The organism is Sphaerochaeta pleomorpha str. Grapes, assembly GCF_000236685.1.
GTDB classification, from domain to species: Bacteria; Spirochaetota; Spirochaetia; order Sphaerochaetales; family Sphaerochaetaceae; genus Sphaerochaeta; species Sphaerochaeta pleomorpha.
The window spans coordinates 352,517-379,100 of record NC_016633.1; the positions used below are offsets into that span (position 1 = coordinate 352,517).

The 26,584-nt window shown below is 45.1% G+C and carries 26 protein-coding genes; 20 read left to right on the forward strand and 6 right to left on the reverse strand.

The window, feature by feature from the left end; translation table 11 throughout:
* Positions 1 to 96 precede the first annotated feature (96 nt).
* Genes SPIGRAPES_RS01620 through SPIGRAPES_RS01635 form a run of 4 tightly spaced genes read left to right on the forward strand, consistent with a single transcriptional unit; the run spans position 97 to position 2,913 of the window.
* Entirely contained in the window at positions 97 to 936 is an 840-nt protein-coding gene (locus SPIGRAPES_RS01620; protein ID WP_014269035.1) for a putative ABC transporter permease, read from the forward strand.
* Positions 933 to 1,628 carry a YggS family pyridoxal phosphate-dependent enzyme gene (locus SPIGRAPES_RS01625; RefSeq protein WP_014269036.1) on the forward strand — a complete coding sequence of 232 codons (696 nt, stop codon included), beginning with the start codon at positions 933 to 935 and terminating at the stop codon, positions 1,626 to 1,628. Before SPIGRAPES_RS01620 ends, SPIGRAPES_RS01625 begins: the two co-directional genes overlap by 4 nt.
* Complete coding sequence (locus tag SPIGRAPES_RS01630) at positions 1,625 to 1,960, forward strand: hypothetical protein (protein ID WP_014269037.1); 336 nt, start codon at positions 1,625 to 1,627, stop codon at positions 1,958 to 1,960. Before SPIGRAPES_RS01625 ends, SPIGRAPES_RS01630 begins: the two co-directional genes overlap by 4 nt.
* Positions 1,960 to 2,913 (forward strand): RluA family pseudouridine synthase, encoded by a 954-nt coding sequence (locus SPIGRAPES_RS01635; protein ID WP_014269038.1) that lies wholly within the window; start codon positions 1,960 to 1,962, stop codon positions 2,911 to 2,913. The genes SPIGRAPES_RS01630 and SPIGRAPES_RS01635 overlap by 1 nt, the downstream gene beginning before the upstream one ends.
* Before the next feature lies 1 nt (position 2,914).
* Here the strand turns inward: SPIGRAPES_RS01635 and SPIGRAPES_RS01640 are convergent, their stop codons facing one another.
* Together SPIGRAPES_RS01640 and SPIGRAPES_RS01645 are read right to left on the reverse strand one after the other, a co-directional pair.
* Positions 2,915 to 3,523, reverse strand: a complete 609-nt coding sequence (locus tag SPIGRAPES_RS01640; protein ID WP_014269039.1) for an MBL fold metallo-hydrolase — start codon at positions 3,521 to 3,523, stop codon at positions 2,915 to 2,917.
* Positions 3,520 to 4,098: a pentapeptide repeat-containing protein gene (locus SPIGRAPES_RS01645; protein ID WP_014269040.1), complete on the reverse strand. Its 579-nt coding sequence runs from the start codon at positions 4,096 to 4,098 to the stop codon at positions 3,520 to 3,522. Before SPIGRAPES_RS01645 ends, SPIGRAPES_RS01640 begins: the two co-directional genes overlap by 4 nt.
* 72 nt (positions 4,099 to 4,170) lie before the next feature.
* On the opposite strand from SPIGRAPES_RS01645, the gene rsgA reads away from it, so the two are divergent.
* The 5 genes from rsgA (at position 4,171) to udp (ending at position 9,306) form a co-directional block, all read left to right on the forward strand.
* On the forward strand, positions 4,171 to 5,145 hold the full coding sequence (gene rsgA, locus SPIGRAPES_RS01650; RefSeq protein WP_014269041.1) for a ribosome small subunit-dependent GTPase A: 975 nt from the start codon (positions 4,171 to 4,173) through the stop codon (positions 5,143 to 5,145).
* Entirely contained in the window at positions 5,126 to 7,474 is a 2,349-nt protein-coding gene (locus SPIGRAPES_RS01655; protein ID WP_014269042.1) for an endonuclease MutS2, read from the forward strand. Before rsgA ends, SPIGRAPES_RS01655 begins: the two co-directional genes overlap by 20 nt.
* 153 nt (positions 7,475 to 7,627) lie before the next feature.
* Entirely contained in the window at positions 7,628 to 7,978 is a 351-nt protein-coding gene (locus SPIGRAPES_RS01660; RefSeq protein WP_014269043.1) for a GIY-YIG nuclease family protein, read from the forward strand.
* Positions 7,975 to 8,454 (forward strand): DUF6530 family protein, encoded by a 480-nt coding sequence (locus SPIGRAPES_RS01665; RefSeq protein ID WP_014269044.1) that lies wholly within the window; start codon positions 7,975 to 7,977, stop codon positions 8,452 to 8,454. Before SPIGRAPES_RS01660 ends, SPIGRAPES_RS01665 begins: the two co-directional genes overlap by 4 nt.
* A 57-nt stretch (positions 8,455 to 8,511) precedes the next feature.
* On the forward strand, positions 8,512 to 9,306 hold the full coding sequence (udp, locus tag SPIGRAPES_RS01670; protein ID WP_014269045.1) for a uridine phosphorylase: 795 nt from the start codon (positions 8,512 to 8,514) through the stop codon (positions 9,304 to 9,306).
* Between the two features lie 27 nt (positions 9,307 to 9,333).
* Here the strand turns inward: udp and SPIGRAPES_RS01675 are convergent, their stop codons facing one another.
* The gene (locus tag SPIGRAPES_RS01675) at positions 9,334 to 9,807 is read right to left on the reverse strand and encodes a hypothetical protein (protein WP_014269046.1); all 474 of its coding nucleotides are present in this window, start codon (positions 9,805 to 9,807) and stop codon (positions 9,334 to 9,336) included.
* 123 nt (positions 9,808 to 9,930) lie between these two features.
* The gene (locus tag SPIGRAPES_RS01680; protein ID WP_014269047.1) at positions 9,931 to 10,251 is read right to left on the reverse strand and encodes a GIY-YIG nuclease family protein; all 321 of its coding nucleotides are present in this window, start codon (positions 10,249 to 10,251) and stop codon (positions 9,931 to 9,933) included.
* A 186-nt stretch (positions 10,252 to 10,437) separates the two neighbouring features.
* Between SPIGRAPES_RS01680 and SPIGRAPES_RS01685 the strand changes: the two genes are divergently transcribed.
* Genes SPIGRAPES_RS01685 through SPIGRAPES_RS01715 form a run of 7 tightly spaced genes read left to right on the forward strand, consistent with a single transcriptional unit; the run spans position 10,438 to position 17,602 of the window.
* Entirely contained in the window at positions 10,438 to 11,043 is a 606-nt protein-coding gene (locus tag SPIGRAPES_RS01685; protein ID WP_014269048.1) for an ATP synthase subunit E, read from the forward strand.
* A gap of 10 nt (positions 11,044 to 11,053) precedes the next feature.
* Positions 11,054 to 11,587, forward strand: coding sequence for a DUF2764 family protein (locus tag SPIGRAPES_RS01690; protein WP_014269049.1), 534 nt, complete (start codon positions 11,054 to 11,056; stop codon positions 11,585 to 11,587).
* An 11-nt stretch (positions 11,588 to 11,598) separates the two neighbouring features.
* The gene (locus SPIGRAPES_RS01695; protein ID WP_014269050.1) at positions 11,599 to 13,356 is read left to right on the forward strand and encodes a V-type ATP synthase subunit A; all 1,758 of its coding nucleotides are present in this window, start codon (positions 11,599 to 11,601) and stop codon (positions 13,354 to 13,356) included.
* 10 nt (positions 13,357 to 13,366) lie between these two features.
* Complete coding sequence (locus tag SPIGRAPES_RS01700; RefSeq protein WP_014269051.1) at positions 13,367 to 14,671, forward strand: V-type ATP synthase subunit B; 1,305 nt, start codon at positions 13,367 to 13,369, stop codon at positions 14,669 to 14,671.
* A gap of 9 nt (positions 14,672 to 14,680) precedes the next feature.
* A complete protein-coding gene (locus SPIGRAPES_RS01705; protein ID WP_014269052.1) occupies positions 14,681 to 15,292 on the forward strand; it encodes a V-type ATP synthase subunit D in 612 nt (203 codons plus the stop codon).
* A gap of 1 nt (position 15,293) precedes the next feature.
* Positions 15,294 to 17,132: a V-type ATP synthase subunit I gene (locus SPIGRAPES_RS01710; protein WP_014269053.1), complete on the forward strand. Its 1,839-nt coding sequence runs from the start codon at positions 15,294 to 15,296 to the stop codon at positions 17,130 to 17,132.
* A gap of 32 nt (positions 17,133 to 17,164) precedes the next feature.
* Complete coding sequence (locus SPIGRAPES_RS01715; protein WP_014269054.1) at positions 17,165 to 17,602, forward strand: ATP synthase subunit K; 438 nt, start codon at positions 17,165 to 17,167, stop codon at positions 17,600 to 17,602.
* A gap of 71 nt (positions 17,603 to 17,673) precedes the next feature.
* Here SPIGRAPES_RS01715 and SPIGRAPES_RS01720 read toward each other — a convergent pair whose 3' ends face one another.
* Together SPIGRAPES_RS01720 and SPIGRAPES_RS01725 are read right to left on the reverse strand one after the other, a co-directional pair.
* On the reverse strand, positions 17,674 to 18,150 hold the full coding sequence (locus SPIGRAPES_RS01720; protein WP_014269055.1) for a methylated-DNA--[protein]-cysteine S-methyltransferase: 477 nt from the start codon (positions 18,148 to 18,150) through the stop codon (positions 17,674 to 17,676).
* An 86-nt stretch (positions 18,151 to 18,236) separates the two neighbouring features.
* A complete protein-coding gene (locus SPIGRAPES_RS01725) occupies positions 18,237 to 18,836 on the reverse strand; it encodes a nitroreductase family protein (protein ID WP_014269056.1) in 600 nt (199 codons plus the stop codon).
* A 141-nt stretch (positions 18,837 to 18,977) separates the two neighbouring features.
* Here SPIGRAPES_RS01725 and SPIGRAPES_RS01730 point away from each other — a divergent pair, with 141 nt between their 5' ends.
* The 4 genes from SPIGRAPES_RS01730 (at position 18,978) to SPIGRAPES_RS01745 (ending at position 26,580) form a co-directional block, all read left to right on the forward strand.
* Positions 18,978 to 19,412, forward strand: a complete 435-nt coding sequence (locus SPIGRAPES_RS01730; RefSeq protein ID WP_014269057.1) for a NanQ anomerase/TabA/YiaL family protein — start codon at positions 18,978 to 18,980, stop codon at positions 19,410 to 19,412.
* A gap of 113 nt (positions 19,413 to 19,525) precedes the next feature.
* Positions 19,526 to 20,569 (forward strand): (E)-4-hydroxy-3-methylbut-2-enyl-diphosphate synthase, encoded by a 1,044-nt coding sequence (gene ispG / locus SPIGRAPES_RS01735; RefSeq protein ID WP_014269058.1) that lies wholly within the window; start codon positions 19,526 to 19,528, stop codon positions 20,567 to 20,569.
* Positions 20,559 to 23,393, forward strand: coding sequence for an excinuclease ABC subunit UvrA (gene uvrA, locus SPIGRAPES_RS01740; RefSeq protein WP_014269059.1), 2,835 nt, complete (start codon positions 20,559 to 20,561; stop codon positions 23,391 to 23,393). Before ispG ends, uvrA begins: the two co-directional genes overlap by 11 nt.
* Positions 23,380 to 26,580, forward strand: coding sequence for an LPS-assembly protein LptD (locus tag SPIGRAPES_RS01745; protein ID WP_014269060.1), 3,201 nt, complete (start codon positions 23,380 to 23,382; stop codon positions 26,578 to 26,580). Before uvrA ends, SPIGRAPES_RS01745 begins: the two co-directional genes overlap by 14 nt.
* Positions 26,581 to 26,584 lie beyond the last annotated feature (4 nt).

Consider the following 26,584-nt stretch of genomic DNA (forward strand, 5'->3'; position numbering starts at 1 on the left):
CGAGAAAAACGAATAGGGAAACTAAAAATAGTTGTTTTACCCCGATTGTTGGTGAACTGACTTTGGTTTATTATAAAAACCTACTTGGGGGGATGCATGCAACTCGACCTGTACATACTCTATTTCTTTGTTTATTCATTGATTGGTTATTGCTGTGAGGTAGTATACTGCTCGTTTCCGGTAAAACGACTGGTAAATCGCGGCTTTCTGTATGGTCCATATCTACCTATTTATGGTTTTGGAGCCATGATTGTACTATTTTTCTTTCAACGTTTTATTGAGTATCCTTTGGTAATCTTCTTTGCAGGGTTGGTATCGACCAGTTTGCTGGAATTTTTTACCAGCTGGTTGCTTGAAAAATTTTTCCATGCAAAACTCTGGGATTATTCGAAGCATTTCCTGAATATAAAAGGAAGGGTCTGCCTTCTGAATTCAACGTTGTTTGGGATTATGAGTGTGGTGGTAATCTATGTATTCCATCCCCTTACTGTAGGATTTATAGAAATGATCCCTATTTGGATGCGCGAGAATCTTTCCAAAGCAATACTCATTGGCATGTGCATAGATACGACAGCAAGTATTTACAAAATGGCTGCTTTCCAGAAACAAATGCTGGAAATCAGAAAGAAGGGCAAGGAACTCGAAATACGGCTTGAATTGCTCCAGAAAGAAAGGACCAGCCAGGCTTTTGAGCTGCTTAAGAATAAGCTTACCGGTGAATTCGACGAGATGAAGCTGAAATTCAATACTTCATCAAGACATATTATCGATGCATTCCCGTCAATCACTTCATCAAATGAGGAGACAAAGCTTCAGATTGAATTGCTTAAAATGAATCTGCGTGATTACAGGACCAAAATGGCACTACAGAAAAGCAAGCTGAAACAAAAGGCCAAGGACCTTGCCTTTGACCATAAAAAAAGGAATGTACAATGATCAGGGAAAATCTCATGATGATTCTCGAAGAAATAGAAACTGCTGCCAAAAAGAGTGGCCGATCGCTTTGTGACATTTCCCTGATGGCGGTAAGCAAACTGCACCCCTATGAAGAAATTCTTGAAGCCTACCACTGCGGGCAAAGACTGTTCGGCGAGAATAAAGTCCAGGAAGTCCAGGCTAAATTCCCGTCACTCCGTCCCGAGGGAATGGATCTTCATCTTATCGGACACCTGCAGACGAACAAGGTAAAAAAAATCGTTGGTCTGGTCGACGGCATCGATAGCGTAGATTCATTGAAACTAGCAACAAAAATAAGTGAAGAAGCGCTCGTTCTGGGAAAGGCCATGCCCATTCTTTTGGAATTCAATACTTCTGGAGAGGAGAATAAAAGTGGATTTACCTCCACTGAGGAGCTTTTCAGGGTACTTGATGTCATTGAAGGGTTGAAAGGGGTGTCCTTGCAAGGGCTCATGACGATCGGTCCGCTTGGCAAAAACGACGATACCATACGAAAAGCTTTCCGGCAATTGAAGGAAATCCAAATATTGTGCAGATATCGATATCCAAGTCTTTGTTTTGAGACCTTGAGTATGGGCATGAGCTCAGATTTTGCCTTGGCAATAGAAGAGGGCTCAACGGTAGTACGGGTCGGAACGCGATTGTTTGGACAGAGGGATTATACAAAATGAAAAAAGCATTTGCCTTGTTTTTCCTTGTGATTTTCCTTGCCTCAAGTATGCCTGCCTTCAGTGAGGCCCTTCCTACGTATGTTCCATATGAAAAAAATGAATTCCCACTCTGGACCTATAAAGTCAGACGAGCAGAAAGTCTATTCTTTGGATCTATGGCACTCACGTTACCTGTTGCCATCCTTGCTTACAATGTTGCAGTAAATTACCTATCGGTACCTGCAGCCTCCTCACAAATCAATACCTTTCTCATCCAATTAGGTGTCGCCTCGACGCTTTCAGCAGGCATTTCATTAGCCGATTATATTATCGGCGAAACACGGGGTCTCTGATGGCAATACGTTATGGTAAGATAGAATTGACAGTAGGGCCTCTCCAAGAGAAAACGCGCCTCGATGCCTATGTTGCAGCGAATACCACATCTATCGGGCGATCCACACTCAGCCTTCCGACTACAGAGATCCTTTTGAATGGGAAAATCGAGAAAAAAAGCAAACAGCTCAAGCAAGGGGATGTCATTTCAATTTCCTATAGCCAGGAATTCTTTGAAGGTCTCAAGGCCCAGGATTTGCCCTTGCACGTTCTCTATGAAGATAGGGATATGCTAGTCATTGACAAAGAGCAGGGTATGGTCGTACACCCGGCAAATGGCAATTATGAAGGGACTGTCGTCAATGCCTTGCTGCATAGGTATGGGTCTTCGTTTACCACTTCCGATGAAAAACAGGAAGAAGAGGAAGAGGTAGCTGACCTGCAGACCGAGACTATCAGGCCCGGGATCGTCCATAGGCTGGACAAAGACACCAGTGGAGTTCTGGTCATTGCCCGTACAAGGGAAAGCCACCGTAACCTGTCTGCCCAATTCAAGGAGCATACTACAGAAAAATGGTATATTGCCATTGCAAAGGGGGTGTTTTCCCAGAAGCAGGGCAAACTTATCACCCATCTTTCCCGGGATAAACATGACCGGAAAAAATTTGCAGTCTGTGCAGAGAATGAAGGCAGGTTAGCTGAGACCCATTATTTTGTCTTGAAACAATATAGGGATTTTGCCTTGGTAAGAATTCGTATTTTTACCGGGAGAACCCATCAGATCAGGGTCCATATGGCTTCGATCGGGCACCCGCTGGTCGGCGATATCATCTATGGCAAGAGCGATGGGACAACATTGATGCTTCATGCCCTGATGTTAAAGATTGACAGCCCTACGAATGGAGAACGGCTTTGTTTCCGTTCCCCCATGCCCCAACGATTTCGGTCATTCTTGAGAAAACCGACAATATAGGTTATTCATTGTCACGCCAACGCTCCCTTTCGGTCTCGATTGGCCCCAGTTGCATCAAATCATTATTGAACATGCGTTCAATCCTGAGTTTGCTCGGGGTTCCATGGCCAGGGAACAGCAAGATGTTTTCATCAAGGGTCATCAACCGTTGGTGGATTGATTTAATCAAGACGGCTTTCTCCCGGTAACCGGGGGTGGAACCTATTCTCCCGCATTGCAGGGTGTCTCCGCTGAACAGGGCATGGTCGACCTTGTAGACCATACTATCCAGGCTATGGCCGGGAACATGGATTACTTCTATGGAAAAACCACAGGTATTGAGAATTTCCTCATCCCTGACTACTGTTACGGGGTATTCATATACAGAGACTGCAGAGGCATAGATGGTGGGGTTGTAGATTTTCAGAAGGGTTTTCACCCCTTCGGTGTGGGATGCATGCCGGTGTGTCAAGAGAATGCTCTTAAGGGAGAAGCCATTCGACTCGATCAGATTGATCAATTCGATATCCACATGCCCTGGGTCGATGAGAAGGGCATCACCTCCGCCATCTTGGCCGACCAGGTAGGTATTACAGAAACCGACGACTGAAAAATGCTGGTAGATCCTCACTGTCTTGCATCCTCATAGTTTGAGTACTTGAACGAGACCCTTCGTTTGTCAGTAAAATGGAAATCTGCTTTCTTGAGATTGCAGTCTTCGAAGGAAGTGTCCCTCAGATAGCTGGAACCAAAGGTTGAGTAATACAGGTCACAGGCGCTGAAATTGCAGAAAAAGGTATCGATTCCCATAAAATTCGTATGGTTTATGACAGATCCGGAGAAATCACATTGAATCATTTTACTACCTGAGAAAACAGAATATCGGCAGAAGATGTCGTTGAACCTGCAGTTCTCGAAAAGGCAGAAATCAAAATAACTGGTCATGAAAGAACAGTTGCTGAAATCGATATTCCTGAAGGTACACCAAGCCATATTACTTGCGGTAATCTGTTTTTTTACAACCTGTATATCTTCGAATTCGGCATGGGTAATCGAAAGGTTGACTATCTCGTTTTCCCCGAGCAAAGCATCGATACATTCTTGGTGTAATCGCTCTTTGTCTGGACTATGCCGGTAACAGAGGTCGCCGGATGAACAGACGTACGTATGGCAACTGGGATGAGAACAGGTTTGGAAACTAAACATAGCATAACAGTATCAAAATAGCGGAGGTTGTCAAGTATTGCCTTTGCATGTACAGTACATTTAGGAGAGGGTATGGAGCAACACATCGGCCTGGTTACCAGGGGAATCAACAATATTTACTCAGTCAAGGAAGGCGATGCCAGTTACCTTTGCCGTATCAAAGGCAAACAGTTGCTTACGGTAGTCGGGGAGTATAATCCCATAGCTGTTGGCGATCGGGTTTCCTTTGTCATTTCCGGTACCTACGAAGGTCTTATCATCTCTCGGCTTGAACGCAGCAACTGTTTCCAGAGATGGAATATAAAGGGGCAATGCAACCAGACAGTCGTAGCCAATATGGATATGATAGTCTGTGTCTGCAGTGCTGATACTCCTCCTTTCAGGCCAAGGTTCATCGATAGGGTAATTGCCTGCTGCCAGGATGTTCCTGTCATGCTGGTAATGAACAAGAGCGATATACTCCTAACAGAAGATGAGTTCGAACGATTTGCCCTTTTTAAGAAACTTGGGTATCCTATTATCGGGGTAAGTGCAAAAACCGGTGAGAACCTGGAAGACCTTTGCTCTCTGCTCAAGGGAAAAACCGTAGCCTTTGTAGGACAAAGCGGGGTAGGCAAATCAACATTGATCAACAGGATCCTGTCAGTCGAACAGAAAACCAATGAAGTCTCGGCAAAGTATAACAGGGGAAAGCATACCACAAATTGCTCCTTGATGATCGAAGGACCTGATTTTACCCTTGTTGACACTCCCGGGGTACGGGAAATTCTGGTTCCCCATGGGAACCCCCACAAAATTGCAGAATCATTCCCGGAATTCCGGGAACCTTCGAAAAAATGTGCTTTTGACCATTGCCTGCATAACGATGAACCGGATTGCCAGGTAAAAGTGTTGGTAGAAAAGGGAAAGATTCACCCTGATCGCTATGAAAGCTACCTGAGAATGTTAGCTTCCCTTGATGACCGTTCTCCCCAGTGGATGGGGAAAAGCCAACAGTCAAAGACCCGATATAAGAGTATGGAAAACGATGAAAGAGAAGAGTATTAAAGAATTGGGTTTCCCTTTGGTCTTGAAAAAGATCGAAGGGTGCGCGCTAGGTAACGATGGGGTGAAGGCACTCCAGGGTTTTTCCTTCCTGACCGAGAAAGCCGACTTGGCAGAAAGACAAGGGAAAGTAGGTGCTTTTTGCCGCTTGCTTGGTTCCCCTACCATTGAACTGCCGGTTTCCTTTGATGATATCAGTCCTGTTTTCGACATTCTTGACAATCCTTTGCGCTCACTTGACGGAAGTTTGATGTACTCGGTTGCAAACTACATCGAAAGTGCAAAGGTCTTGCATACATTCTGTACCAGTACCTTGGAAAACAATGAGCAGTTGCCCCCTATCAAGGATCTTCTGGGAGATCAGATAGATCCTTTGCTGATTTCCCTGTCGATGGAAATTCAAGCTGTACTTGAGAACAGCGGGCAAGTCAAGGAATCACACCCTGCAATCAGGGCATTGAAACAAAAAGTGGAAGGGGCAAAGCAAGACCGTTCACGGTTTTCCCACGAGTTTATCACGACCAACAATGCCTTGGTCCAGAGTGACCAAGGGGCTTTTCGTGATGGCCGTCTGGTTATTCCTGTACGCAATGACCGCCGGACCGAGGTCAAAGGTTTCATAAACAGTGCCTCAACCTCTGGCAATACAGTGTTCATGGAACCCTATCGGCTTGTAGAGATGAACAATGCTGTGGTAATGGCAGAGAACCAGATTCTCGTAGAGATTGCAAAAATACTTTCTGAACTCAATGGCAAAATCAAATGCAGGGCCTATGAACTGAGGAAACTGCAGAAACAGGTCAGTTTTGCCGATGCCCTCTATGCAATCGCAAGATATGCTGTACTGACGCAGGCGAGTGCAACAGACCTGTCCTCAAACAAATGCAACCTGCTTGGCGCAAGACATCCGTTACTTGGATCAAAGGCCGTACCCATTAATGTCAGCCTGGATGACAAGGTCAAGGCTGTTGTCATTACCGGTCCGAATGCCGGAGGGAAAACCGTTACGATCAAGACCGTAGGTTTGCTCTCGCTGCTTAACCAATTTACTGGCTATATTCCTGCCTTGGAAGGGAGTTCCCTGCCTCTGTTTGACGACATCTATACAGACATCGGTGATGAACAGAGTATTGAGGAATCCTTATCCACATTCAGCGGACATATGAAACAGGTAGGGTTTATCCTTCAGCATATGACCGACCGTTCCCTTATCATCCTTGATGAACTGGGTAGCGGTACCGATCCGGTTGAAGGGGCTTCCCTTGCCCGAGCCACTCTCGAATATTGTATAGAAAAAGCAAAGCTTTCCTTTGTAACCAGCCACCATGGCGTTTTGAAACAATTCGCCTATGCCAAGGACAGCGTAATCAATGCTTCCATGGAGTTTGACGAAAATTCTCACCACCCAACCTTCAGGGTAATAAACGGTATTCCCGGCGATAGCCATGCACTCGATACAGCGAGGGCTATGAACCTTCCCAAAGAGGTAGTCGACAAGGCCCAGCAATACCTTGGAAGCGAAGCGATTCAAATCGGTGAAATTATCAAAGGCCTTGAAAGGAAAAAGCAGGATGCCGACCTCAGAGAAAGACACATCGAGGAACGGTATACAGCATTGCAGCAACAAGTCAGGGATATTCAGCTCAAGGAATTGAAACTGCGTCAGGAATCGCTCCTCCTCAAAGAAGAACAAGCCTCACAACTGGCCCGTTTCATGCGTGATAAGCGCAAAGAACTGGAAAACCTGGTTGCCGATTTGCGCACTGGTGAGATTACCAGGGAGAAAACGAAAAAGGTAAAAGCCTATGTCTCTTCACTGGAAGACAAACATGCCCTGACCGAATCCCAGATTGAGTCGGAGAAGGGTATGATAGAACCCCATCGGCAAGCTGGACATATCCAGTTCAAAGAACAAATGGATGTATTGTGCGGAACGGCAAAGAGAGAAGGAAGAATCATCCGCAGAGCTGCAAAGGATAGCTGGATAGTAGCTATAGGGACAATGAAATTTACGATGAAAGAGCAAGACCTTTCTTTGCCGAAACGCGATAAAAAGAAAGTAAAGGTGCTCTACCAAAGTGATGCCCCGATGCCCAAAATGGTCATAGATGTAAGGGGAATGAACCTCGAAGAGACCTTGGCAGCACTCGATGGTCAGATAGAAAGTGCCCTCGTGCATGGGATGACCACCTTTTCAGTCATACATGGGTTTGGAGATGGAATTCTCAGCCGTGGTATAGGTGACTACCTGAAAAAACACCCACGGGTTTCGGATTTCAGGTTCGCACTTCCCGAAGACGGTGGCATGGGGAAAACCTATATTATGTTGTAAGGCATTACATTTTACTCAATTGGCAAGGTTGCAACGACCTTGCTTTTTTTTGTCTCTGATACATATTTACTAATTTAGTTATTTACTAAATTTGTAAATATAATCTATACTAATGCACATGAGATATTTGTTTTCTATTGTGGAGGGGAAGTTATGGATATAAACAAGAAAAAGCTTATCGAGCAGTACAAGATGAGAAAACCCCGCATGGGATGTTTTGCTTTGGTCTGCAATCCGACAGGAGAAAAATTCATCGGGGCAGCAAAGGATTTGTCCATTATAGAGAATTCCTTGCTCTTCAGGTTATCGGTTGGAGCTTTGGGCCAGAATCCCTATTTGCAGACGTTGTATGCAAAGTATGGGCAAGATGCTTTCTCCCTGTCGATTTTGGAGGACTTGCCGTACGATAAAGAACATCCTGATAAAGACTATAAAAGTGAACTCAATACGCTCAAAGAACTGTTGATCGAGTCCAATGAAAACGCAAAGGAGCTATTAATATGAATATACCTACAAGTTTGAAACACAAACCGGTAATCGTGAGTGATAATTATGACAATGTTGATGGGCAGCACGCCTACGATTCTGACGCTAAGGGCTTGTCAGTTGGCTTGGCTCAGTGGAACGACCGTGGGAATGTTGAATTCTCAGCCAAGGTGTGGCGCTATACAGGTGAAAAGTGGTCCAGACAGAGTGAAGAATTGCCGCTTAACCGCGTCCTTGATTTAGCTATCCTGGTATGTCGTACCAGCCAGTATTTCCAATCTGCCTACAGATTCCCGAAATTCTATGACCCACAGAACCCTCAGATCGATAGGATCGGGATGCAGGGGGATGCCATGGATGTCAAAGTCTGCATGGATAACCCGTTTATTGATACCGATATCAAATTGCTTGGTGACTATATCGGACAAAACGGGGAAATGCTTGGTGAACGATTCAGCATTCTCTCTGCAATGCTCAAGGAAATGGGATATTGATGCAACTTGTTGCGAAAATGACCTTCACGTGGTAGGATTCGATAGAGGAGATTTATCATGTCAGACTATATGAATGGAACAGGTATCCAATATCATTTGCATATACAAAAAGGAGATGTCGGCCGTTATGTCATTCTTCCCGGGGATCCCAAAAGGGTACCGCTTATTGCAAAATACCTTGAAGATGCTCACCAAATTGCCGATAGCCGGGAATTTGTTACCTATACAGGTTTTTTGGATGGTCAGAAGGTTAGCGTAACCTCTACGGGTATCGGCGGGCCTTCGGCGTCCATCGCAATGGAAGAGCTTTTCGCCTGCGGTGCAGACACCTTTATACGCATGGGGACTTGCGGGGGTATCGCATTGCCGGTTATGGGCGGCGATGTTGTCATTGCAACTGGGGCCATCAGGATGGAAGGGACAAGCAGGGAATATGCGCCTATTGAATTTCCGGCAGTTGCTCATTTCGATGTAGTCACAGCCTTGGCTAAGGCTGCCAAGGAGCTAGGAAAGAAACACCATATTGGGGTTGTGCAGTGCAAAGATTCCTTCTATGGACAACATTCTCCCTCCATCATGCCTGTCTCCTACGAATTGGAGAATAAATGGGAAGCATGGAAAAGACTTGGCGTACTCGCCAGTGAAATGGAAAGCGCAGCGATGTTCGTGGTTGCTGCACGCCTTGGAGCTCGCTGCGGCAGTGAGTTTTTCGTAGTGGGAAACCAGGAACGTGAATTGCTCGGGATGGATAACCCGAAGCTCCATGATACCGAGGATGCAATTAAGGTAGCCATACAGGGTATCAGGAATCTGATTGCCATGGATACAGCAACCGAGGTATCTGCAAACTGAAAACCGCTGATTAAGGTACAAGCCAACTCAAGCCATCGCAAACACTGTCAGGGGATATTCTTCTGTCAGTGTTTTTTCTTGTCCCGTTGTTCCCTGGTTCTTTGCATCGATTATTTCCTTGAAAGAGGGGAGGTCGTTGAGAGGCGATATTTTTCCCAGGAGGCAAAAGCAGTCGCTTTTATGAAACGCCTCAAAGGTACCACAGAGTTCATAGTATTTTCCCTTGCCTGCAAGCCCCTCGGAAAGAATAGCATAGGCTACAAGCAATTCCTGTTTTCCCTCGATTTTCTGCACCGAAACAGGAATTCCTTTCCACAGGAAAGCTCTTTGCCCCTGCGGTAGCATAGCAAGGAATCTACACCTGTTAGGTTCAAGGGTATAGTCGAGCAAGGCCCCTCCTCTATTCTGGCATTGACTGGAAAAAGAAAGCAGCAGTGTTTTAGCTTGTTGTCGATTGTTATAGAATGGCTTATCGGAAGGAATGCATATCCAACAGTACATATTAGTGCCTCCATACGTAGTAGAAGGCTTTATATATACTTTGCTTCAAGAGAAATTATGGTGATATAGAAACCCTGAAGGCAAATAAAGAAGCTAAAACGAGGAAATCCATAAACGTTATTGCTAATTCTGGTACAAAACAATTCCCTTATCCTGCAATTCTTTCAGGGATTCCAAAAAAAGCAGGTGCAAAGGATAATTCCCTTCCTTGATTTTCCAAGGTTCGAGCGAAAACAACTCAAGGCCTATGTCTTCATACTCGCCTTGCAGTTCCTGATTGGGATACACCCCCAGATCAAGTTTGAATCGAATTGCCTGGATGTCATCTGAAATATCCAAGCTTTCCAATAGTAAAGATTTATCGCTATGGATATTGTAAATACGGATAATTCCTGAAACAGGCTTCGAAGACAATAAAATGTTTTTTGTATTATAGTCATGCATACTGTGCAGATTATAGAAAAATACATAGCTTTGGTATAGATTGTTTTTGGTATTCACTCTCTAATAACATGTTTGTTTTTTAAACAGGTATATTGTTTTTTCTCCAGGCGTTTAGGAATTTAATGTTTATTGCATAAATTTCCTTTATCAATTATCATGACCACACAACACAAGGTAGGAATTCAGATGGCTCAACAAATTCAAGATTTGGTTGCATCCATCCGTAAGGATGGTATTGAGGCTGCACAAAAAGATGCAGCTAACATTATTGCAGATGCAAAGGCTCAAGCTGATGATATTATCGCCCAAGCCAGAAAAGATGCTAAAATTCTGGTCGAAGAGGCTCAGAAAGAAATGGATGTTCGAGACCAAAGTGCCCGGGCAAGTCTTCAGCAAGCAAGCAGGGACGTTCAGCTTTCCCTTAAAAAAGCGATCCTTGCACAACTCGATCATTTGCTTGTCGGGAAAACTGAGAAAGCCTTCACCGGCAAAGACCTGGTTTCCTTGATTGCACAGGTTGTCTCCGCAACTGGGGTAGAGAATGCCAAGAGCATAGTGCAGGTCAGCGAAAAAGAATTCAAAGCCCTTGCGGCTTCTCTCCAGAGTGAGCTTTCTGATCGGATCAAGGAAGGGCTCGAAATCAAACCAGTGGCAAATGTACAGTATGGATTCAGGATTGCAGACAAGGATGGCTCTGGGTTCTATGATTTCAGTGCCGAGGAAACAGCCCTTCTCATGGCTCCTTTCCTTTCTCCTGCCATCTCTGAAATAGTCTTCGCCCAAGCGAAGTAAGGAGAAGCGTGTGGCTTCCTATTATTATCTGGTAGCAACCTTGCCAATGCTTCGCTACGACGGATCGGCCCCTTTTGGCTGTGATGCATTTTTGGAGCTTTGCAAGGGTAAGGTTAGTGATTCAGACTACGACACTCTTTTTCAGGCTTTGCATAATCAAGTTTCCAACCATCCTTTTTTAAAGAAATGGCAAGTTTTTGACAAAATGGTCAAACAGGAAATGAATGATCAACGAAGCCGGAAACTATCCCTTTCTTCCCCTAAGTACCGCAATGATGGTCCTAAAGAATATAGGATCACCGAGGCTGTACGGTTGGCTGTCGGGAATGACAATCCCCTTGAGGCCGAAATGGAACTCATGTTGCTATCTTGGAAATTCCTTGATGAACTAGCTGCTTTGCATACCTTTGACATCGAAGGTTTGCTTTCCTATGCCATCAAGTTGCAATTGCTGGAACGTAAGGGGTTATTTACACGTGAGGATGGAAACGCTGAGTTCAAGCGTCTGTTCTCCAATTTGCAATCGGAAATAGAGAAAAATTAGTGGAGTTTGATATGGCAAATACAAGTGGGCGTGTTATCGGCGTCAACGGTAACATGGTTTCGGTAGAGTTTGAAAACGCCATTTCGAAAAATGAAGTGGGTTACATTCATGTCGGTGATATTCGCCTCAAAGGTGAGGTTATCAGAATCAATGGAAACGTAGCATCACTGCAGGTGTTCGAAATGACCGGTGGTATTAAAGTAGGGGACAAAGTAGAGTTTTCCCATGAGATGCTCAGTGTCGAACTTGGACCTGGACTTCTGCAGCAGATTTATGATGGTCTGCAGAACCCATTGCCGGAACTTGCCCAGCAATGCGGATTCTTCTTGCAGCGAGGGGTATACCTTGACCCAATTCCCAATAGAGATTGGGAATTTACCCCTGTAGCAAAGGTTGGGGATACCGTATATCCTGCCGATACCTTGGGCACCGTACCTGAAGGGTTGTTTACCCACCAGATAATGGTTCCTTTCTCATTTGCCGATGTAGCATGGAAAGTAGTCTCCATCAAAGCAAAAGGTACCTATAATATCCGTGAGAAAATTGCAGTCATTGAAGACCCCAAAGGCAATAAAAAAGAACTCTCTATGGTTTTTTCCTGGCCGGTCAAGAAAGCGATTACCCATTATGACGAACGCTTGCGCCCCACAGAGCCTTTGGTGACTAAAATCAGGATTGTCGATACGTTCCTTCCCGTTGCAAAGGGTGGTACCTATTGTACCCCTGGTCCCTTTGGTGCAGGAAAGACCGTTTTGCAACATATGACCAGCCGTAATGCTGATGTTGACATCGTCATTATCGCCGCCTGCGGTGAACGTGCCGGTGAAGTCGTAGAAGTTCTGAAAGAATTCCCTGAATTGACTGACCCGAAAACCGGCCGGTCCCTTATGGAAAGAACCATTATTATCTGTAACACTTCTTCCATGCCTGTAGCATCCCGTGAGGCTTCTGTATATACCGCCGTTACCATGGCTGAGTATTACAGGCAGATGGGTCTCAATATCCTGTTGCTGGCAGACTCTACCAGTCGTTGGGCACAGGCAATGCGTGAAATGAGCGGACGTCTTGAAGAAATTCCAGGTGAAGAAGCATTCCCTGCCTACCTTGAAAGCCGTATCGCAGAATTCTACGAACGTGCCGGAAAAGTAAGGCTTCGTGACGGTCGTTTTGGTTCCGTTACCATCGGAGGTACCGTAAGCCCTGCTGGCGGTAACTTTGAAGAACCGGTAACCCAGGCAACCTTGAAGGTCGTCGGGGCTTTCCATGGTTTGAGCCGTGAACGAAGCGATGCCCGTAAATATCCTGCGATCGATCCGCTTGGGTCCTGGTCGAAATATCCTGGTATCATAGACGTCAAGAAAGTTGATTTTACCCGGAATATTCTTTTCAAGGGTAGCGAGATCAACCAGATGATGAAAGTCGTAGGTGAAGAAGGAACCTCTGTTTCCGATTATATGACCTACCAGAAGGGTGAATTGCTTGATGCGGTATATCTGCAGCAGAACTCTTTCGACCCGATCGATACTTCAGTTTCGGTTGAGAGACAGATTCATATATTTGACCTGTTATTCAAGATGCTTGCAGCCAATTACCAGATTGAAGATAAAAAAGAAGTCCGTGTATTCTTCAATACACTGAGACAGAAATTCCTTGACTGGAATAACGTAGAGATGAATAGCGAACGTTTTGGCCAGATTGAAGGCGAGCTTGTCGAGCTGTACTCGGAAAAGATGGCCTCCTATGATCCTGACGCCCAGAAGTTGATGTAAGGGGTAGAAGATGCAAAAAGTATATTCAAAGATAGAATCTATCGTAGGAAACGTCATTACTGTTAGGGCGATTGGTGTAAGTAATGGGGACCTCGCCATTGTTACAACCGGTTCTTCACAGAGTTACGCAAACGTAATCAAGCTTGACGGGGATTTGGTTTCCCTCCAGGTTTTCTCCGGTGCCCAGGGTATTTCCACTGGCGACCAGATCAGGTTCCTCGGTGTACCGATGCGGGTTTCCTATAGCGAAGACCTCATGGGTCGTGTATTCAACGGCTCTGGGGTACCAAGGGACAAAGGTCCTTCGCTCACGGACAACATGATTGATATCGGTGGCCCTGCGGTCAATCCTGCAAAGAGAATCATTCCCCGGAATATGATCAGAACCGGTATTCCGATGATTGATGTTTTCAATACCTTGGTTGAGAGCCAGAAACTCCCGATTTTCTCGGTAAGCGGCGAACCCTATAACCAGTTGCTGGCACGTATTGCCATGCAGGCGGAAGTCGATCTGATTGTCCTTGGTGGCATGGGTCTAAAATATGACGATTACCTGTTCTTTAAGGATACTCTGGAAACCAGCGGAGCCATGAGCAGAACCATCATGTTTGTCCATACGGCAAGTGATCCGACTGTAGAATGTATCCTCGTTCCCGACATGGCCCTGGCAGTTGCAGAGAAGTTTGCCCTTGACGGCAAAAAGGTTTTGGTTCTTTTGACTGATATGACCAACTTTGCAGATGCCATGAAAGAAATGGCTATCACCATGGACCAGGTACCCTCCAACCGAGGCTATCCCGGTGACTTGTATAGTTCTTTGGCTTCACGCTATGAGAAAGCTGTAGACTTCGAGGGTGCTGGATCCTTGACCATCCTTGCTGTGACTACGATGCCTGGCGATGACGTCACCCATCCGGTCCCTGACAATACCGGATACATTACCGAAGGGCAGTATTACCTGAAGAATGGCCGTATCGAACCGTTTGGTTCGCTATCACGTCTCAAACAGCAGGTTAACAAAGATACACGCGATGACCACCGCTCCCTGATGGACGGTATGATCAAGCTGTACGCTTCCTATAGGGAATCGGTCGAAAAGAAATCGATGGGATTTTTGATGACAGAATGGGACGAGAAATTACTCAAATATGGTCGTTTGTTTGAAAGCAAATTGATGGATCTGAGTGTAAATATCCCCCTCGAGCAGGCACTGGACCTTGGTTGGGAAATTCTCAGCGATTGTTTTGAGCCGAATGAGACTGGACTAAAGAGCGATTTGATTCTCAGCCGTTGGCCGAAGAAATCGGTCGACTAAGGGGGAACGATGGCCGTCAAACTGACGAAAAACGAGCAGAAACTGCAAAAGGACCACCTCAAGCAATACCAGCGGTATTTGCCAACCCTGCAACTGAAAAAACAACAGTTGCAGATGGTAATACGGCAGATTGAGGTTCAGGTCACCAACTTGAGGGCCCAACAGAAAAAGGTCGTCGAGGGAATGCAGGAATGGATTGCCGTTTATCATGAAAATACTGTTTTCCCCCCATCCTTACAGCTGGACAATCTGGTCAAAATCGACAGGATTGTTAAGGCAAAGGGAAATATTGCCGGTGTTACGATTCCTGTTTTCAAAGAACTTACTTTTTTTCCTATAGAGTATGACTTGTATGAGTATCCTCTTTGGGTAGATAAGGCTTTGGAAAGTCTTAGGGACTGTAGCCGGTACGATGCCTTGATTTCTACGCTCGAACAGCAGATCAGACTACTGGGCAAGGAATTGAGAACGACAAGCCAGCGGGTAAATTTATTTGAAAAAGTAAAAATACCGGAATCCAAGGAAAATATCCGAAGGATTGGGATTTATCTCGGGGACCAGCAGACGGCTGCTGTTGTCCGGGGTAAAATTGCGAAGAAAAAACTCGTAAAGGGGATGTGACATGATTGTACCGATGAAAAAAGTCTCTGTCATTGTTCAGACCCATAACAAGCGTTCCATGCTTCGCTCGTTACGCAAGGCCGGTGTAATTCATATTTTTGACCAAGGCGTTCGTTCTGAAAAGAATGAGAACCTGAAAAAGCAGTACGATAGCCTGTATTTGGTCAATAATGCAATTACTGACCTTCAGGATAAGAAAAATCCTTTGCCCCAGAAGATTGTCTCAGAAGAGGTTTTTCTGGAATTGCATGATTCTTTCTGCGATGTATTGGATTTAAAAAAGCGTTTGGAAGAAGAAATTGCCAAAGATACGACTGTTATCGAGACTTTGAAACCTTGGGGTGATTTCAAACCCCAGGATATCGAAGACTTAAAACGTGATGGTGTATATTTGTATTTCTATACGTTGGGTAAAAAGGAATTGGCTCTGCTCGACCGTTCCATTGACTATATTCAACTGGCTCCGATTGGTGCGATGCAAGCAATCGCTGTAATCGGTCAACCCTTGGAAAGCAGTATCAGCGCAACTCGTTTCTATCTGCCCGAATTAGGATTGTCCGAGTTACAAAATAGAAAAAAGCAAGATGCTGAGCGTCTCGAACAGATTATTCGGACCCTTACAGAGGGTGGGATGTATCTTGATGCTTATTCCCTTCATCTGAAAAAGAACGAACAGGACCGTCGTTTTGAAACCGTTGAAGCCAGTATGGAAGGTGGGGAAGACCTCTCTTGGGTTTCGGGATATATTCCTGAACCTGAGGTACCCAGTTTCACCAAACTTGCTTCCAAAGAAGGTTGGGGATATCTGCTGGATGATCCCAGTGACGAAGACGAGCCTCCTACGCTTATCAAATATCCGAAGGGTATAGGAATCGTAAAGCCTGTCTTTGATATTCTTGGGACCGTACCCGGCTACAGGGAAAACGATATCAGCATGTGGTTCCTGCTTTTCTTTACGCTATTCTTTGCCATGATTATCGGTGATGCCGGCTATGGCCTGGTCTTTCTGCTTGCAGCAGGGGGGATTCACCTTAAGTCAAAGAAAGCTACCAATGCAGTATTGCTTCTCTATGTACTGAGTATCGCAACCATTATCTGGGGCTCTTTGACCGGCACTTGGTTCGGTTCGGAAAAAATTTTGGTGGGATTGCCATTTCTCCAGAAACTGGTTATTCCTTCAATTTCCAACTATCCGCAGATGTTCGGGGTCAATACCTTGGACGCCCAGAACCAGGTGATGAAATTCTGTTTCATGATCGGTACGGTACAGCTTTCACTGGCCTGTGTTTTGAATGTAGTGCATAAAATTCCCCAAAAGGATTTGAGCCTATTCTCAGATATTGGTTGGTTGATTGATGTCCTCGCCCTTTACTTTGTTGTATTGCAACTGGTTGTTGGGCAGAGCGCCAATTTGGGCATCGTGTTTTCCTGTGTTGGGGTAGGATTCCTCTTAGTCTGTGTCTTTGGTGCACAGGGACCTGGAATTCCTTTTGGCAAGGGACTTGCTGCTGGGCTCGGGGGATTTTTCACAACATTCCTCAATACTATCAGCTGTTTCTCGAACATTATGAGTTATATCAGGCTTTTTGCCGTTGGAATGGCTTCTGTGGCAATCGCACAGAGTTTCAATAGCATGGCCGGGGGTATGATGAGCGGTTTTGCAGCTGTTGCCGGAATTGCCGTTTTGGTCATTGGTCATAGCTTGAACCTGGTAATGGGAATCCTCTCCGTGGTTGTCCACGGTGTACGTCTTAATCTTTTGGAATTTTCCGGTCAGCTCGGAATGGAATGGACTGGAATTTCATATGAACCGTTTACACAAACGGTAAGTGAAAACTGAATCGTTGTTTGGAAACAACTAAGGAGAAAAAAATGGCTAATTTGGAATTTATCGGAATGGCTTGTGCCCTGTGTCTTTCCGCCCTTGGGTCCGGTCTTGGAGCCGGTGCTGCAGCTCAGGCTGCCGTAGGTGGTTGGAAAAAATGCTATGCTAATGGCAAACCTGCTCCGTTTATCATGGTCGCTTTCGCTGGTGCTCCCTTGACCCAGACCATCTATGGCTTTTTGTTGATGAACTTCATCAAAGCGGCTATCGTAGCTGGTGCCAGTTCAACCTTGGCCCTCGGTGTCGGTATCTTCGGTGGACTTGCCATCGGACTTTCTGCCTGGATGCAGGGAAAGACTTCCGCTTGTGCTTGTGACTCCCTCGCTGAAACAGGCAAGGGTACTGCCAACTACTTCATCGTAATCGGTATCGTTGAAACCGTAGCTCTCTTTACCTTGGTCTTCAGTCTGCTTGCCCTTCAATAAGCAGCTAACCGAACAACGGTTTTTGCATCATAGAAAACTCTCCTGAAAAGGAGAGTTTTTTCTGGCCATTGTTACCTGTACAATCGTTCAAGCTCGAGGAGTTTCTGTTTGTATTGCAGTCCCCCTGCATAGCCAACCAAAGCCCCGTTTTTCCCAATAACCCGGTGGCAGGGAATAATTATGCCTATAGGATTTCTATTGTTTGCCATCCCAACAGCCCTGAAAGCCTTGGGATTATCGATTTCAAAGGCAATATCTGCATAGGAGCGTGTTTCTCCATAGGGTATCTGCTGCAACTGGTACCAGACTGACTCCTGAAAAGGAGTTCCTTTTGTACGAAGCGGCAACGTAAATACTTTTCTTTTACCGGCAAAATATTCTTGTAATTGGATAATAGCATCATGCAAGACCGGTTTTTCCTGTTCGTCTCCTGGTAGATACCCAAACGAAAGAGCCCTGATTGCTTCACTATCACTAAGAATCGAGATTAGTCCAAAGGGACTCCTGTAATATGCAGCGAATAAAGGATTTTCCCCTGTTTCTCTCATAATAGTTTCCCCTTATACAACGGTAGATGGGAATAAACCTTATTCCCATCTACCAGTATCAGTGAGCTTTTTGTGTTTTGCAATACTTATCCGATTACTTTGACCCTTTCTTCGATTGGAGAAAATTCCTTTTCCCCTGCAGGTGTCTCGATTGAGCCAAAAGGCATTTGTGCTATCAAAGACCAGGAAGAGGGAAGGTTCCAGGTAGTCTTGACTTGTTCTTCGATCAAATTGCCATAATGCTGCAAGGAAGCCCCGATTCCAATATTTGCAAGGGCAGTCCAGACAGCGTACTGGGTTATGCCTGTCCCATGATGACTCCATAAGGCAAAATTGGCAGCATAGCTAGGCATCTGATCCTGCAATCCTTTGATAACACTCATATCTTCAAAGAACAGGGCAGTACCGGCACCGGCATCGAAGGAATTGATTTTTTGCTCAGTTTCTGAAAATTTGTCAGAGGGAACCATCGCCTTCAGTACCTGCATTACAATAGCCCAGAGTTTTTTGCTTTCGTCCCCATAGAGGATAATGACCCTTGCAGATTGGGAATTGAAGGCAGAAGGTGCAAATTTCACTGCCTCCTTTATTGTATTGGTAACTACTTCTTTCGAAACGGGCAGATTTTTACCGAGATGATATATGGATCTTCTTTTTTTAAAACTCTCTATTGTGGAATTGGACATGATAGTATTCTCCTTATGTATAAGATACTAATAAATTTTTAAAAGAAAATGCGTCAAGGTTCGTTTTACATATAATAGTTATTATATATACTGATAATGGTTAACAATTGTTAGCATATGATAACAATAAAGAGGTCAAACATGATTTATGATACCATCTCGAACTTGGAGAAATACTGTCCCTTGGTCCCACAATTGAAGACCGTTATCACCAGTATCAATAAAGAAAACTTTACAGCTAAAGATATTGGAGAATATAAAACCCGTTCGAAAAACATACGCTATAGCATTTCGCATGCTCAATCCCCCATAAAAAATTCCTTATTTGAAATGCATAAGGAAGAAACCATTGTGCAAATCATCTTGGAGGGGAAAGAACTGTTAGCCCTTACCTGGAGAGAACACGCAAAAGGGCTTCCGTATGACAAAGATCATGATGTAGTCCTGTTAGAGGGAGATCCAACTGCGGTAATCCATGCTGAGAAGGGTCATTTCATTATTTTTTTCCCTGGTGAGCCTTTCAAAGAAGGGTTGGGGGAGAATTATACGAAAGCAATATTCAAACTCAGGGACTAACACATACTCCTCATGGTAGTTTCTCTTTTTTTGCTATACAAACGTTTACTATGCCCTTAACAAAACAATGATATTGCGATACAGTAATTCCAATTGGACAGGAGGAAGTTTGCATGCCTGAAAATCATATTGCAACGATTGGTAAATTTTCAGTGGGGAAGGGGAAACCGGTGCTTGTACAGACTATGTACGACAGTCCCATTCCCCATTCTCCAAAAGAACAGGATGCCCTGTTAAGACGGCTTGGAACGCTCAATGCAATGGGTTGTGATATTATTCGATTCTCCTACCCCAGTGACGATGACCACCAGGCTTTTTCCTTTCTCTGTAAGCATAGTCCGATGCCTGTCGTGGCAGATATTCATTTTGACTACAAGCTGGCTCTTGCAGCAATCGAATGCGGTTGCCAGAAAATCAGGATAAACCCGGGGAATATTGGATCTCGTTGGAAAGTCGATGAAGTCGTAAAAAGCGCAAAAGACCATGGCATTGCCATCCGTATAGGCTTGAACAGCGGTTCCTTGCCAAAAGGTTCTGAACCGATGCATCTGTTGATGGTTCATTCAGCCTTGGAATACTTAGCCTGGTTTGAACAGGCTGGCTTTACCAATTCGGTCGTGTCCCTGAAAGCCAGTGATGTAGAGACAACGTATCAGGCTAATCTGTTGTTTTCTGAACAGAGTGGGTATCCTCTGCATCTTGGGGTAACCGAAGCAGGTTCGGTGGTCTCTTCAGTGACAAGGTCTACGTGGACTTTGGGACGCTTGCTAAACCAGGGAATCGGGAATACCATAAGAATCAGCATTACCGGTGACATTGAGACGGAAGTACAGGCCGGGGTTGAATTGCTGCGGACCCTAAATATGAGAACGGGGGGAATCCGTATTGTCAGTTGCCCTCGGTGTGGAAGGCATAGTTTTGATTCACAGGGATTCCTTCAATCCGTAGAAAAAGACTTGCTTACCATTGATAAGGATTTGACCGTAGCTATCATGGGCTGTCAGGTCAATGGCCCAGGTGAAGCAAGCCATGCCGATATTGCAATAACCGGAATTGGAAAAAGCGTCTTTCTCTATGAAAAAGGTGTCTTATCCAAAGAAGTGACTGTAGAAGGTGCAAAGCAAGCCCTATTGGAAGCCGTTTCGAATGCAAAATAAACTCATAATCAAAGGTGCCCGCGAGCACAATCTGAAAAACATAGATATCGAACTGGAAAAGGATAAGCTCATAGTCATAACCGGATTGTCCGGAAGTGGCAAGAGCTCCCTCGCTTTCGACACGATTTTTGCCGAGGGGCAAAGAAGATATGTGGAAAGCCTGAGTGCCTATGCAAGGCAATTCCTTGACAGGATGGACAAACCTGATGTTGATTACATGGAAGGTTTGAGCCCTGCCATTGCGATAGAACAGAAATCAACGCATAAAAACCCTCGTTCGACAATGGGTACCATTACCGAGATTTACGACTACTACCGGTTGCTCTGGGCTAGGATTGGGATCCCCCATTGTCCCCATTGCGGGAGAGAAATCAGTGAGATGACCATAGACCAGATAATCGATGCTATTTTCAAGGCCAAGGAAGATAGCAAGATACTGGTAAGCGCCCCTGTTGCAATCGGTAAGAAAGGTGAGTTCAAAAAAGTATTTGAAGATGCTAAAACCTCTGGATTCCAAAGGGTCAAGGTCGACGGGAAAATGCTTGACCTCGAGGAGCCGATTCTATTGGACAAGCAACAGAAGCATTCCATCGACATAGTCGTCGACCGCTTGATTCTCCGCCCCGATGTCCGGCAACGATTGGCTTCAAGCATTGAAACCTGTAATGAAATGACCAATGGCTTGGTGAAAATTACATTTATCGGTGATGATTCGAGCGAATTCGAGGAAATCTACAGTGAACGCAACAGCTGTTCACATTGCGGGATTACATTGCCGGAACTGGAACCCAGGCTGTTCAGTTTCAACAACCCTTTCGGAGCCTGTCCCGATTGCAATGGCTTGGGAGTCAAGACTGAGTTCGATCCCGACCTGATTATCCCAGATTATGGTAAAAGCTTCAACGAGGGTGCGATCGCAACACAGAATCCAGAGGCAGAATGGTCAAAGGTCCAGTTTCTGGCATTGGCAAAACGGTACGGCTTTACGTTGGACACACCCTTCAACAAGTTGGATGCAACGGTTATCAAAGCCATCCTCTATGGGACAAAGGAACGATTGCCCATGGAGTACAACAACGAGAAAAACCGTCAGCAATACAAAATTGAAAAACCCTATCCGGGCATTATCCCTGACTTGCAACGTAGATATTACGAGACAAACAGCATGCAGATACGTATGTGGATGAACAATTTCCAGACATCCCATACCTGTGCTACCTGTAAAGGCGAACGTTTGAAAATCGAAGCCCTTGCAGTTACCGTCAATGGAATGAGTATCATGGACGCCACCAGGCTCTCGGTAAAGAAGTCCATTGAGTTCTTCCAGAGCATCGAACTGACAGAAAACCAGAAGATCATCACCATGCAGGTACTCAAGGAAATCCGTGCACGCCTGCAGTTCCTGTCCAATGTAGGGTTGAATTACCTTACCCTGGATAGAAGCAGTTCAACCTTGAGCGGGGGAGAAGCCCAACGTATCAGGCTGGCAACCCAGATAGGCTCTGCGTTAAGCGGTGTACTGTATGTTTTGGATGAACCCTCCATAGGGTTGCACCAACGCGACAACCAAAAATTGATCGATACCTTGAAAAACCTTCGAGACCTGGGAAATACCGTTCTGGTCGTTGAGCATGATGAGGCTACTATCAGGGAAGCAGACTATGTTGTCGACCTTGGTCCGGGAGCTGGTACCCAGGGAGGCTATATCATAGCCCAGGGGACTCCTGAGGAAATTGAAAAGAATCCTAGCAGCATTACAGGGCAGTTTTTGTCCAGAAAACTGACAATAGCGATTCCCAGGGAACGAAGGAAGGGCAACGGGAATTGTATCCGGATCGAGGGGGCTTGCAAAAACAACCTCAAGCATATCGATGTTGATATCCCACTCGGTAAAATGGTCGTGTTCACCGGGGTTTCGGGAAGTGGAAAAAGTTCCTTGCTCAATGAAGTACTTCTTCCGGCTGTGAAGCGGGAATTGAACAAGAAGGCACCTGATTTTGAAGGATATAGTTCGATTAAGGGTGTTGAATTCATTGATAAGGTAATCAATATCGACCAAAGTGCGATTGGCCGGACACCAAGGAGCAATCCTGCAACCTATGTAGGGGTGTTCACAGCCATACGTGACTTGTTCGCATCACTTCCTGAAAGCAAGGCCAGGGGATATAAAAGCGGGAGATTCTCTTTTAATGTAAGCGGAGGCCGTTGCGAAAACTGCAAAGGTGACGGTACGCTGAAGATCGAAATGAACTTTCTTCCTGATGTCTATGTAACCTGTGATGTATGCCATGGCAAACGATTCAACCAGGAAACACTGGCAGTCCGTTACAAAGGCAAGAATATTGCCGATGTTTTGAACATGACAATGTCTGAGGCTGCCGAATTCTTCAGTGCCATTCCTTCGATCAAACGAAAGCTTGATACATTGATATCTGTTGGACTTGATTACATCAAACTCGGTCAAAGCGCTTTGACCCTCAGCGGTGGTGAAGCCCAGCGAGTCAAACTCAGCCTGGAGCTCTCCAAATACGGAACCGGGAAAACCCTCTATGTATTGGATGAACCTACCACAGGCCTGCACTTTGCCGATGTCAAGAAATTGATGGAAGTCATCAACCGCCTTGTAGACAGTGGCAATACTGTATTGCTTATAGAACACAACCTGGACGTCATAAAACAGGCAGATTACCTGATTGACCTAGGTCCAGAAGGTGGCGATGGCGGAGGAATGGTCGTCTCGACGGGTACTCCTGAGCAAGTTTCCCTATGCAAAGAGTCTTTCACGGGGTATTATCTTGCTCAGATGCTCCATGAAACACAATAGAGAAGAACTATACAGAAAAGTGTTTTTGCTTGCACTCCTTTTTATGGTGTGCAGCTTTTCTGTATTTGCTGATATTGCAACCGATACGCTTCTTATGTCACTTTCCATCTCTAGTGCAACGAAAGAAGAACTGGAGCAAATGGTTTCTATCAGGGATTTGCCCCTGGGAACTGAAGAAGAGATGCGCAAGTCACTGTATGCGCTGTATTCAATTGAGGAACTGCAACTCAAAGCCCCTGACCTAACAGACTCCCCCCAGGACTATAAACTGACGATAGTGCACGCAGATTCCGCTATCAACAAGGTGCAAGATGCCTCATTGGTTGTACTGGAAGGAAATGTAACGGTAGAGTTCTCCTTGGCCGACGAGGAAAAACCGAAAACACTGACTGCCAATAAGATGATTCTTGACCTTGCCAATACCCGTTTGAGTGCTTTTGGTTCAGTGAACTTTATCGACCCTTCCGATCAAAGTTCTGTCCAAGAAATGACTGGGGACATCATTACCCTCAACTGGAGTACCCGCTGTTTAACAGTGAGCGGGGGTACTACCAAGACAGAACGGAAAAACAGCGAAGATAAAACCGTTTCATTTTTTACCTCCGGTGAGCAGATTACCTATATGGGCTCCGACAACACCATTTTCTTTGATGAAGGTTTCATTACAACCAACAAGGAAAACGCTTATTCCTCAATCACCGCAAAAAGCCTTTCGTTGCTCAGTGGCGGCGATATTCTGGTAAACAATGCTTACCTTTCGATTGGCAGGGTTCCCGTCCTATGGGTTCCTGTTTTCTTTTTCCCTGGATCTACGATGGTTGGAAACCCTGCAATGGGATTTACCAGTGATCGGGGAATGTTTGTCAATACAACCTTTGAACTGTACGGTACTTATCCAAACATCAAAGCCAATTCCCAAAGCAGCTTCTCCAGCCTGCTTGCCAAAGCCGATACGAATACAAAAACAAAAGAAGGGCCCTTGTATAGAGATTTGGAAGAAAACGAAGCTTTAGGCGATCTGGAAACCTGGGCACAGGAAAGTGATTCCTATCTTGTTGTATTTGCTGACAGTTATGAATACAGCGGGGTTTCCCTTGGTTTTGAAACGAATAATACGTTCCTCCAGAAAAAAGCCTCGGTGGCATCGAATCTTTGCCTGGCACTACACCCTGATGGATATGAGACCCTTATAAGCTATAGCGACTATCCTGTTTTGCGATACATTTCCGAGACTAAACTGCTTCTCGATACCTCTTGGGCTGATCTGAGCATTCTCATTCCCTTCTATTCGGATCCTAAAGCAAAACGAATCTATGCAAACAGGTTGACAAGTTTCTCGGTCGATTCACTGTTCGGAGCCAACCAGGAATTCCCCTCGGATTTTTCCAGTGATATCAGTTCCTTTACCTGGATTGCCAAAGGGAGTTTCAAACTGCCTGTTGAAAATCTCTCGCCTTATGTTAAAAGCCTTGAAATCACGACCTTGAACGCCTCAATCAATTACTCCTGGCAAACGGTAGACGGTGAATATGGTTATTTCATAAATTCCGTTATGTTGCCCGAATTGAGTGCAAAGATGACTGGTACGCTTTTTTCCTTCTCCCGTCAGATTGAAACAAAAAAGAAGAAAACCACAGAAGCAGAGACTGTAACTACCTATGAACGCCAACTCAGTCTGGCAAATAAAAGGTTTTTTGACTCTGAAGCAAAATTTACCTTTGCAGCACCGGTAACCTTGGAAGATCCCTATAGAAAAGTTACTGTCGCTTCAACCTCTGAGACGAAAGAAACGGATAATACACAATATATTTCATTGGGATATACAATTGATGAAAAGTACTACTATTCACTCGAAGCTACAGAAGGATATATTTCCGATTGGGAGAGTTCCAAGGAAATATATAACCTGACCAAAGGTGTCTTGAAACTCGATGCCCAGGCTCATCCTGATCTATTTTCCTTCACCCAGACTTTGACCCCACAGGTCACCAGCAAAGAGGACAGGACAAAAACAGAATACCTAACCGAAGGAATATATGTTTCTGCCTCAACGATTGCAAGCATACCGTTGCTCGGTCTTACCTACACACTCAGTGAGCGGCTGTATTCCTACTCAGCCTCCTATAGCGAAGGATTTGATGCAGTAACCAAAACATCCTCCTTTGACTTCACCAAAGACTATGTTACTACCCACCAACTAAAGTTTTCAAAGTCGTATGCTATTCGTTCCGGGACTTTCAGTCCTTCCGTGACTGCTACGCTGCCACCTCTTGATTCAATAGTGCTGCCTGCATTCAGCTACAAGACAGGCAATTGGTTATTCTTCGATTCCTTCAAATTCAAAGCAAACACCGCAGGAATACTCGAAGGGAACCTCATCACCTCCTCTGCTACCTTTACCTCCCCGGTATTCTCGTCCTCCCTTACAGGGACATATCAACTATCTGAATACGAAGATTCCAAATGGGAACCTTTCGATGCAACCGGAAACGCAACGTTGAACCTTTTCAACAAGAAGGTCAGCCTGCAGGAAAAATTCAAGTTCGAGGCTGTATCGTCCTCGGGGGATGCAAATTATTTTTCAACGCTTTCCTCTACGTTGCAGGTACCCTCGATTACGACAACCTTGGATTTTACAGGTGTCTATGATGCACTGAAGCTCTCTACCTGGAATACGAAGGTGGTACTCAATGACATTACATTTGCCTGGTGGAAAAATCGCATCCAATTGAAACTCGGGCTGGATACATCCCTTTCTGTTAATTTTCTGGATTACTATGCAACCACCTTCGGCATTACGGCCAAAGTCGGCTTTTCTATAGCAGAGTTTTTGGATTTCAAGTTCTCAGTGACCAGTTCCAATACAGGGTTCTATTCCTATTACGATGGTGACTCGTTTTCGTTTGCCTCGATGTGGGAAGATTTAGCCAACTCCTTCGATTTCTTTGGTGATGGAAGGAATCAGACACAGTTCAATATGTCATCAGTTTCCGCTGAACTGACCCACTATATGGACGATTGGTCTTTGAATTGTAAATACAAGGGAAGTGTAGTATTATCTGATAATCAATACAGCTGGGTTCCAATTGTTTCGATATTCTTGCAATGGAAAACAATTCCTGAGCTGAAAGTAGATGAAAACTGGACGGAAACCTCTGGTATCTGGAGTTCCACCAGCGCAACATAGGAAA

Bases quoted from the DNA above. Each gene is read 5' to 3' on its own strand.
- SPIGRAPES_RS01620 (WP_014269035.1), top strand. From the start codon at position 97: ATGCAACTCGACCTGTACATACTCTATTTCTTTGTTTATTCATTGATT.
- SPIGRAPES_RS01625 (WP_014269036.1), top strand. From the start codon at position 933: ATGATCAGGGAAAATCTCATGATGATTCTCGAAGAAATAGAAACTGCT.
- SPIGRAPES_RS01630 (WP_014269037.1), top strand. From the start codon at position 1,625: ATGAAAAAAGCATTTGCCTTGTTTTTCCTTGTGATTTTCCTTGCCTCA.
- SPIGRAPES_RS01635 (WP_014269038.1), top strand. From the start codon at position 1,960: ATGGCAATACGTTATGGTAAGATAGAATTGACAGTAGGGCCTCTCCAA.
- SPIGRAPES_RS01645 (WP_014269040.1), bottom strand. From the start codon at position 4,098: ATGTTTAGTTTCCAAACCTGTTCTCATCCCAGTTGCCATACGTACGTC.
- rsgA (WP_014269041.1), top strand. From the start codon at position 4,171: ATGGAGCAACACATCGGCCTGGTTACCAGGGGAATCAACAATATTTAC.
- SPIGRAPES_RS01655 (WP_014269042.1), top strand. From the start codon at position 5,126: ATGAAAGAGAAGAGTATTAAAGAATTGGGTTTCCCTTTGGTCTTGAAA.
- SPIGRAPES_RS01660 (WP_014269043.1), top strand. From the start codon at position 7,628: ATGGATATAAACAAGAAAAAGCTTATCGAGCAGTACAAGATGAGAAAA.
- SPIGRAPES_RS01665 (WP_014269044.1), top strand. From the start codon at position 7,975: ATGAATATACCTACAAGTTTGAAACACAAACCGGTAATCGTGAGTGAT.
- udp (WP_014269045.1), top strand. From the start codon at position 8,512: ATGTCAGACTATATGAATGGAACAGGTATCCAATATCATTTGCATATA.
- SPIGRAPES_RS01675 (WP_014269046.1), bottom strand. From the start codon at position 9,807: ATGTACTGTTGGATATGCATTCCTTCCGATAAGCCATTCTATAACAAT.
- SPIGRAPES_RS01680 (WP_014269047.1), bottom strand. From the start codon at position 10,251: ATGCATGACTATAATACAAAAAACATTTTATTGTCTTCGAAGCCTGTT.
- SPIGRAPES_RS01685 (WP_014269048.1), top strand. From the start codon at position 10,438: ATGGCTCAACAAATTCAAGATTTGGTTGCATCCATCCGTAAGGATGGT.
- SPIGRAPES_RS01695 (WP_014269050.1), top strand. From the start codon at position 11,599: ATGGCAAATACAAGTGGGCGTGTTATCGGCGTCAACGGTAACATGGTT.
- SPIGRAPES_RS01700 (WP_014269051.1), top strand. From the start codon at position 13,367: ATGCAAAAAGTATATTCAAAGATAGAATCTATCGTAGGAAACGTCATT.
- SPIGRAPES_RS01705 (WP_014269052.1), top strand. From the start codon at position 14,681: ATGGCCGTCAAACTGACGAAAAACGAGCAGAAACTGCAAAAGGACCAC.
- SPIGRAPES_RS01710 (WP_014269053.1), top strand. From the start codon at position 15,294: ATGATTGTACCGATGAAAAAAGTCTCTGTCATTGTTCAGACCCATAAC.
- SPIGRAPES_RS01715 (WP_014269054.1), top strand. From the start codon at position 17,165: ATGGCTAATTTGGAATTTATCGGAATGGCTTGTGCCCTGTGTCTTTCC.
- SPIGRAPES_RS01720 (WP_014269055.1), bottom strand. From the start codon at position 18,150: ATGAGAGAAACAGGGGAAAATCCTTTATTCGCTGCATATTACAGGAGT.
- SPIGRAPES_RS01725 (WP_014269056.1), bottom strand. From the start codon at position 18,836: ATGTCCAATTCCACAATAGAGAGTTTTAAAAAAAGAAGATCCATATAT.
- SPIGRAPES_RS01730 (WP_014269057.1), top strand. From the start codon at position 18,978: ATGATTTATGATACCATCTCGAACTTGGAGAAATACTGTCCCTTGGTC.
- ispG (WP_014269058.1), top strand. From the start codon at position 19,526: ATGCCTGAAAATCATATTGCAACGATTGGTAAATTTTCAGTGGGGAAG.
- uvrA (WP_014269059.1), top strand. From the start codon at position 20,559: ATGCAAAATAAACTCATAATCAAAGGTGCCCGCGAGCACAATCTGAAA.
- SPIGRAPES_RS01745 (WP_014269060.1), top strand. From the start codon at position 23,380: ATGAAACACAATAGAGAAGAACTATACAGAAAAGTGTTTTTGCTTGCA.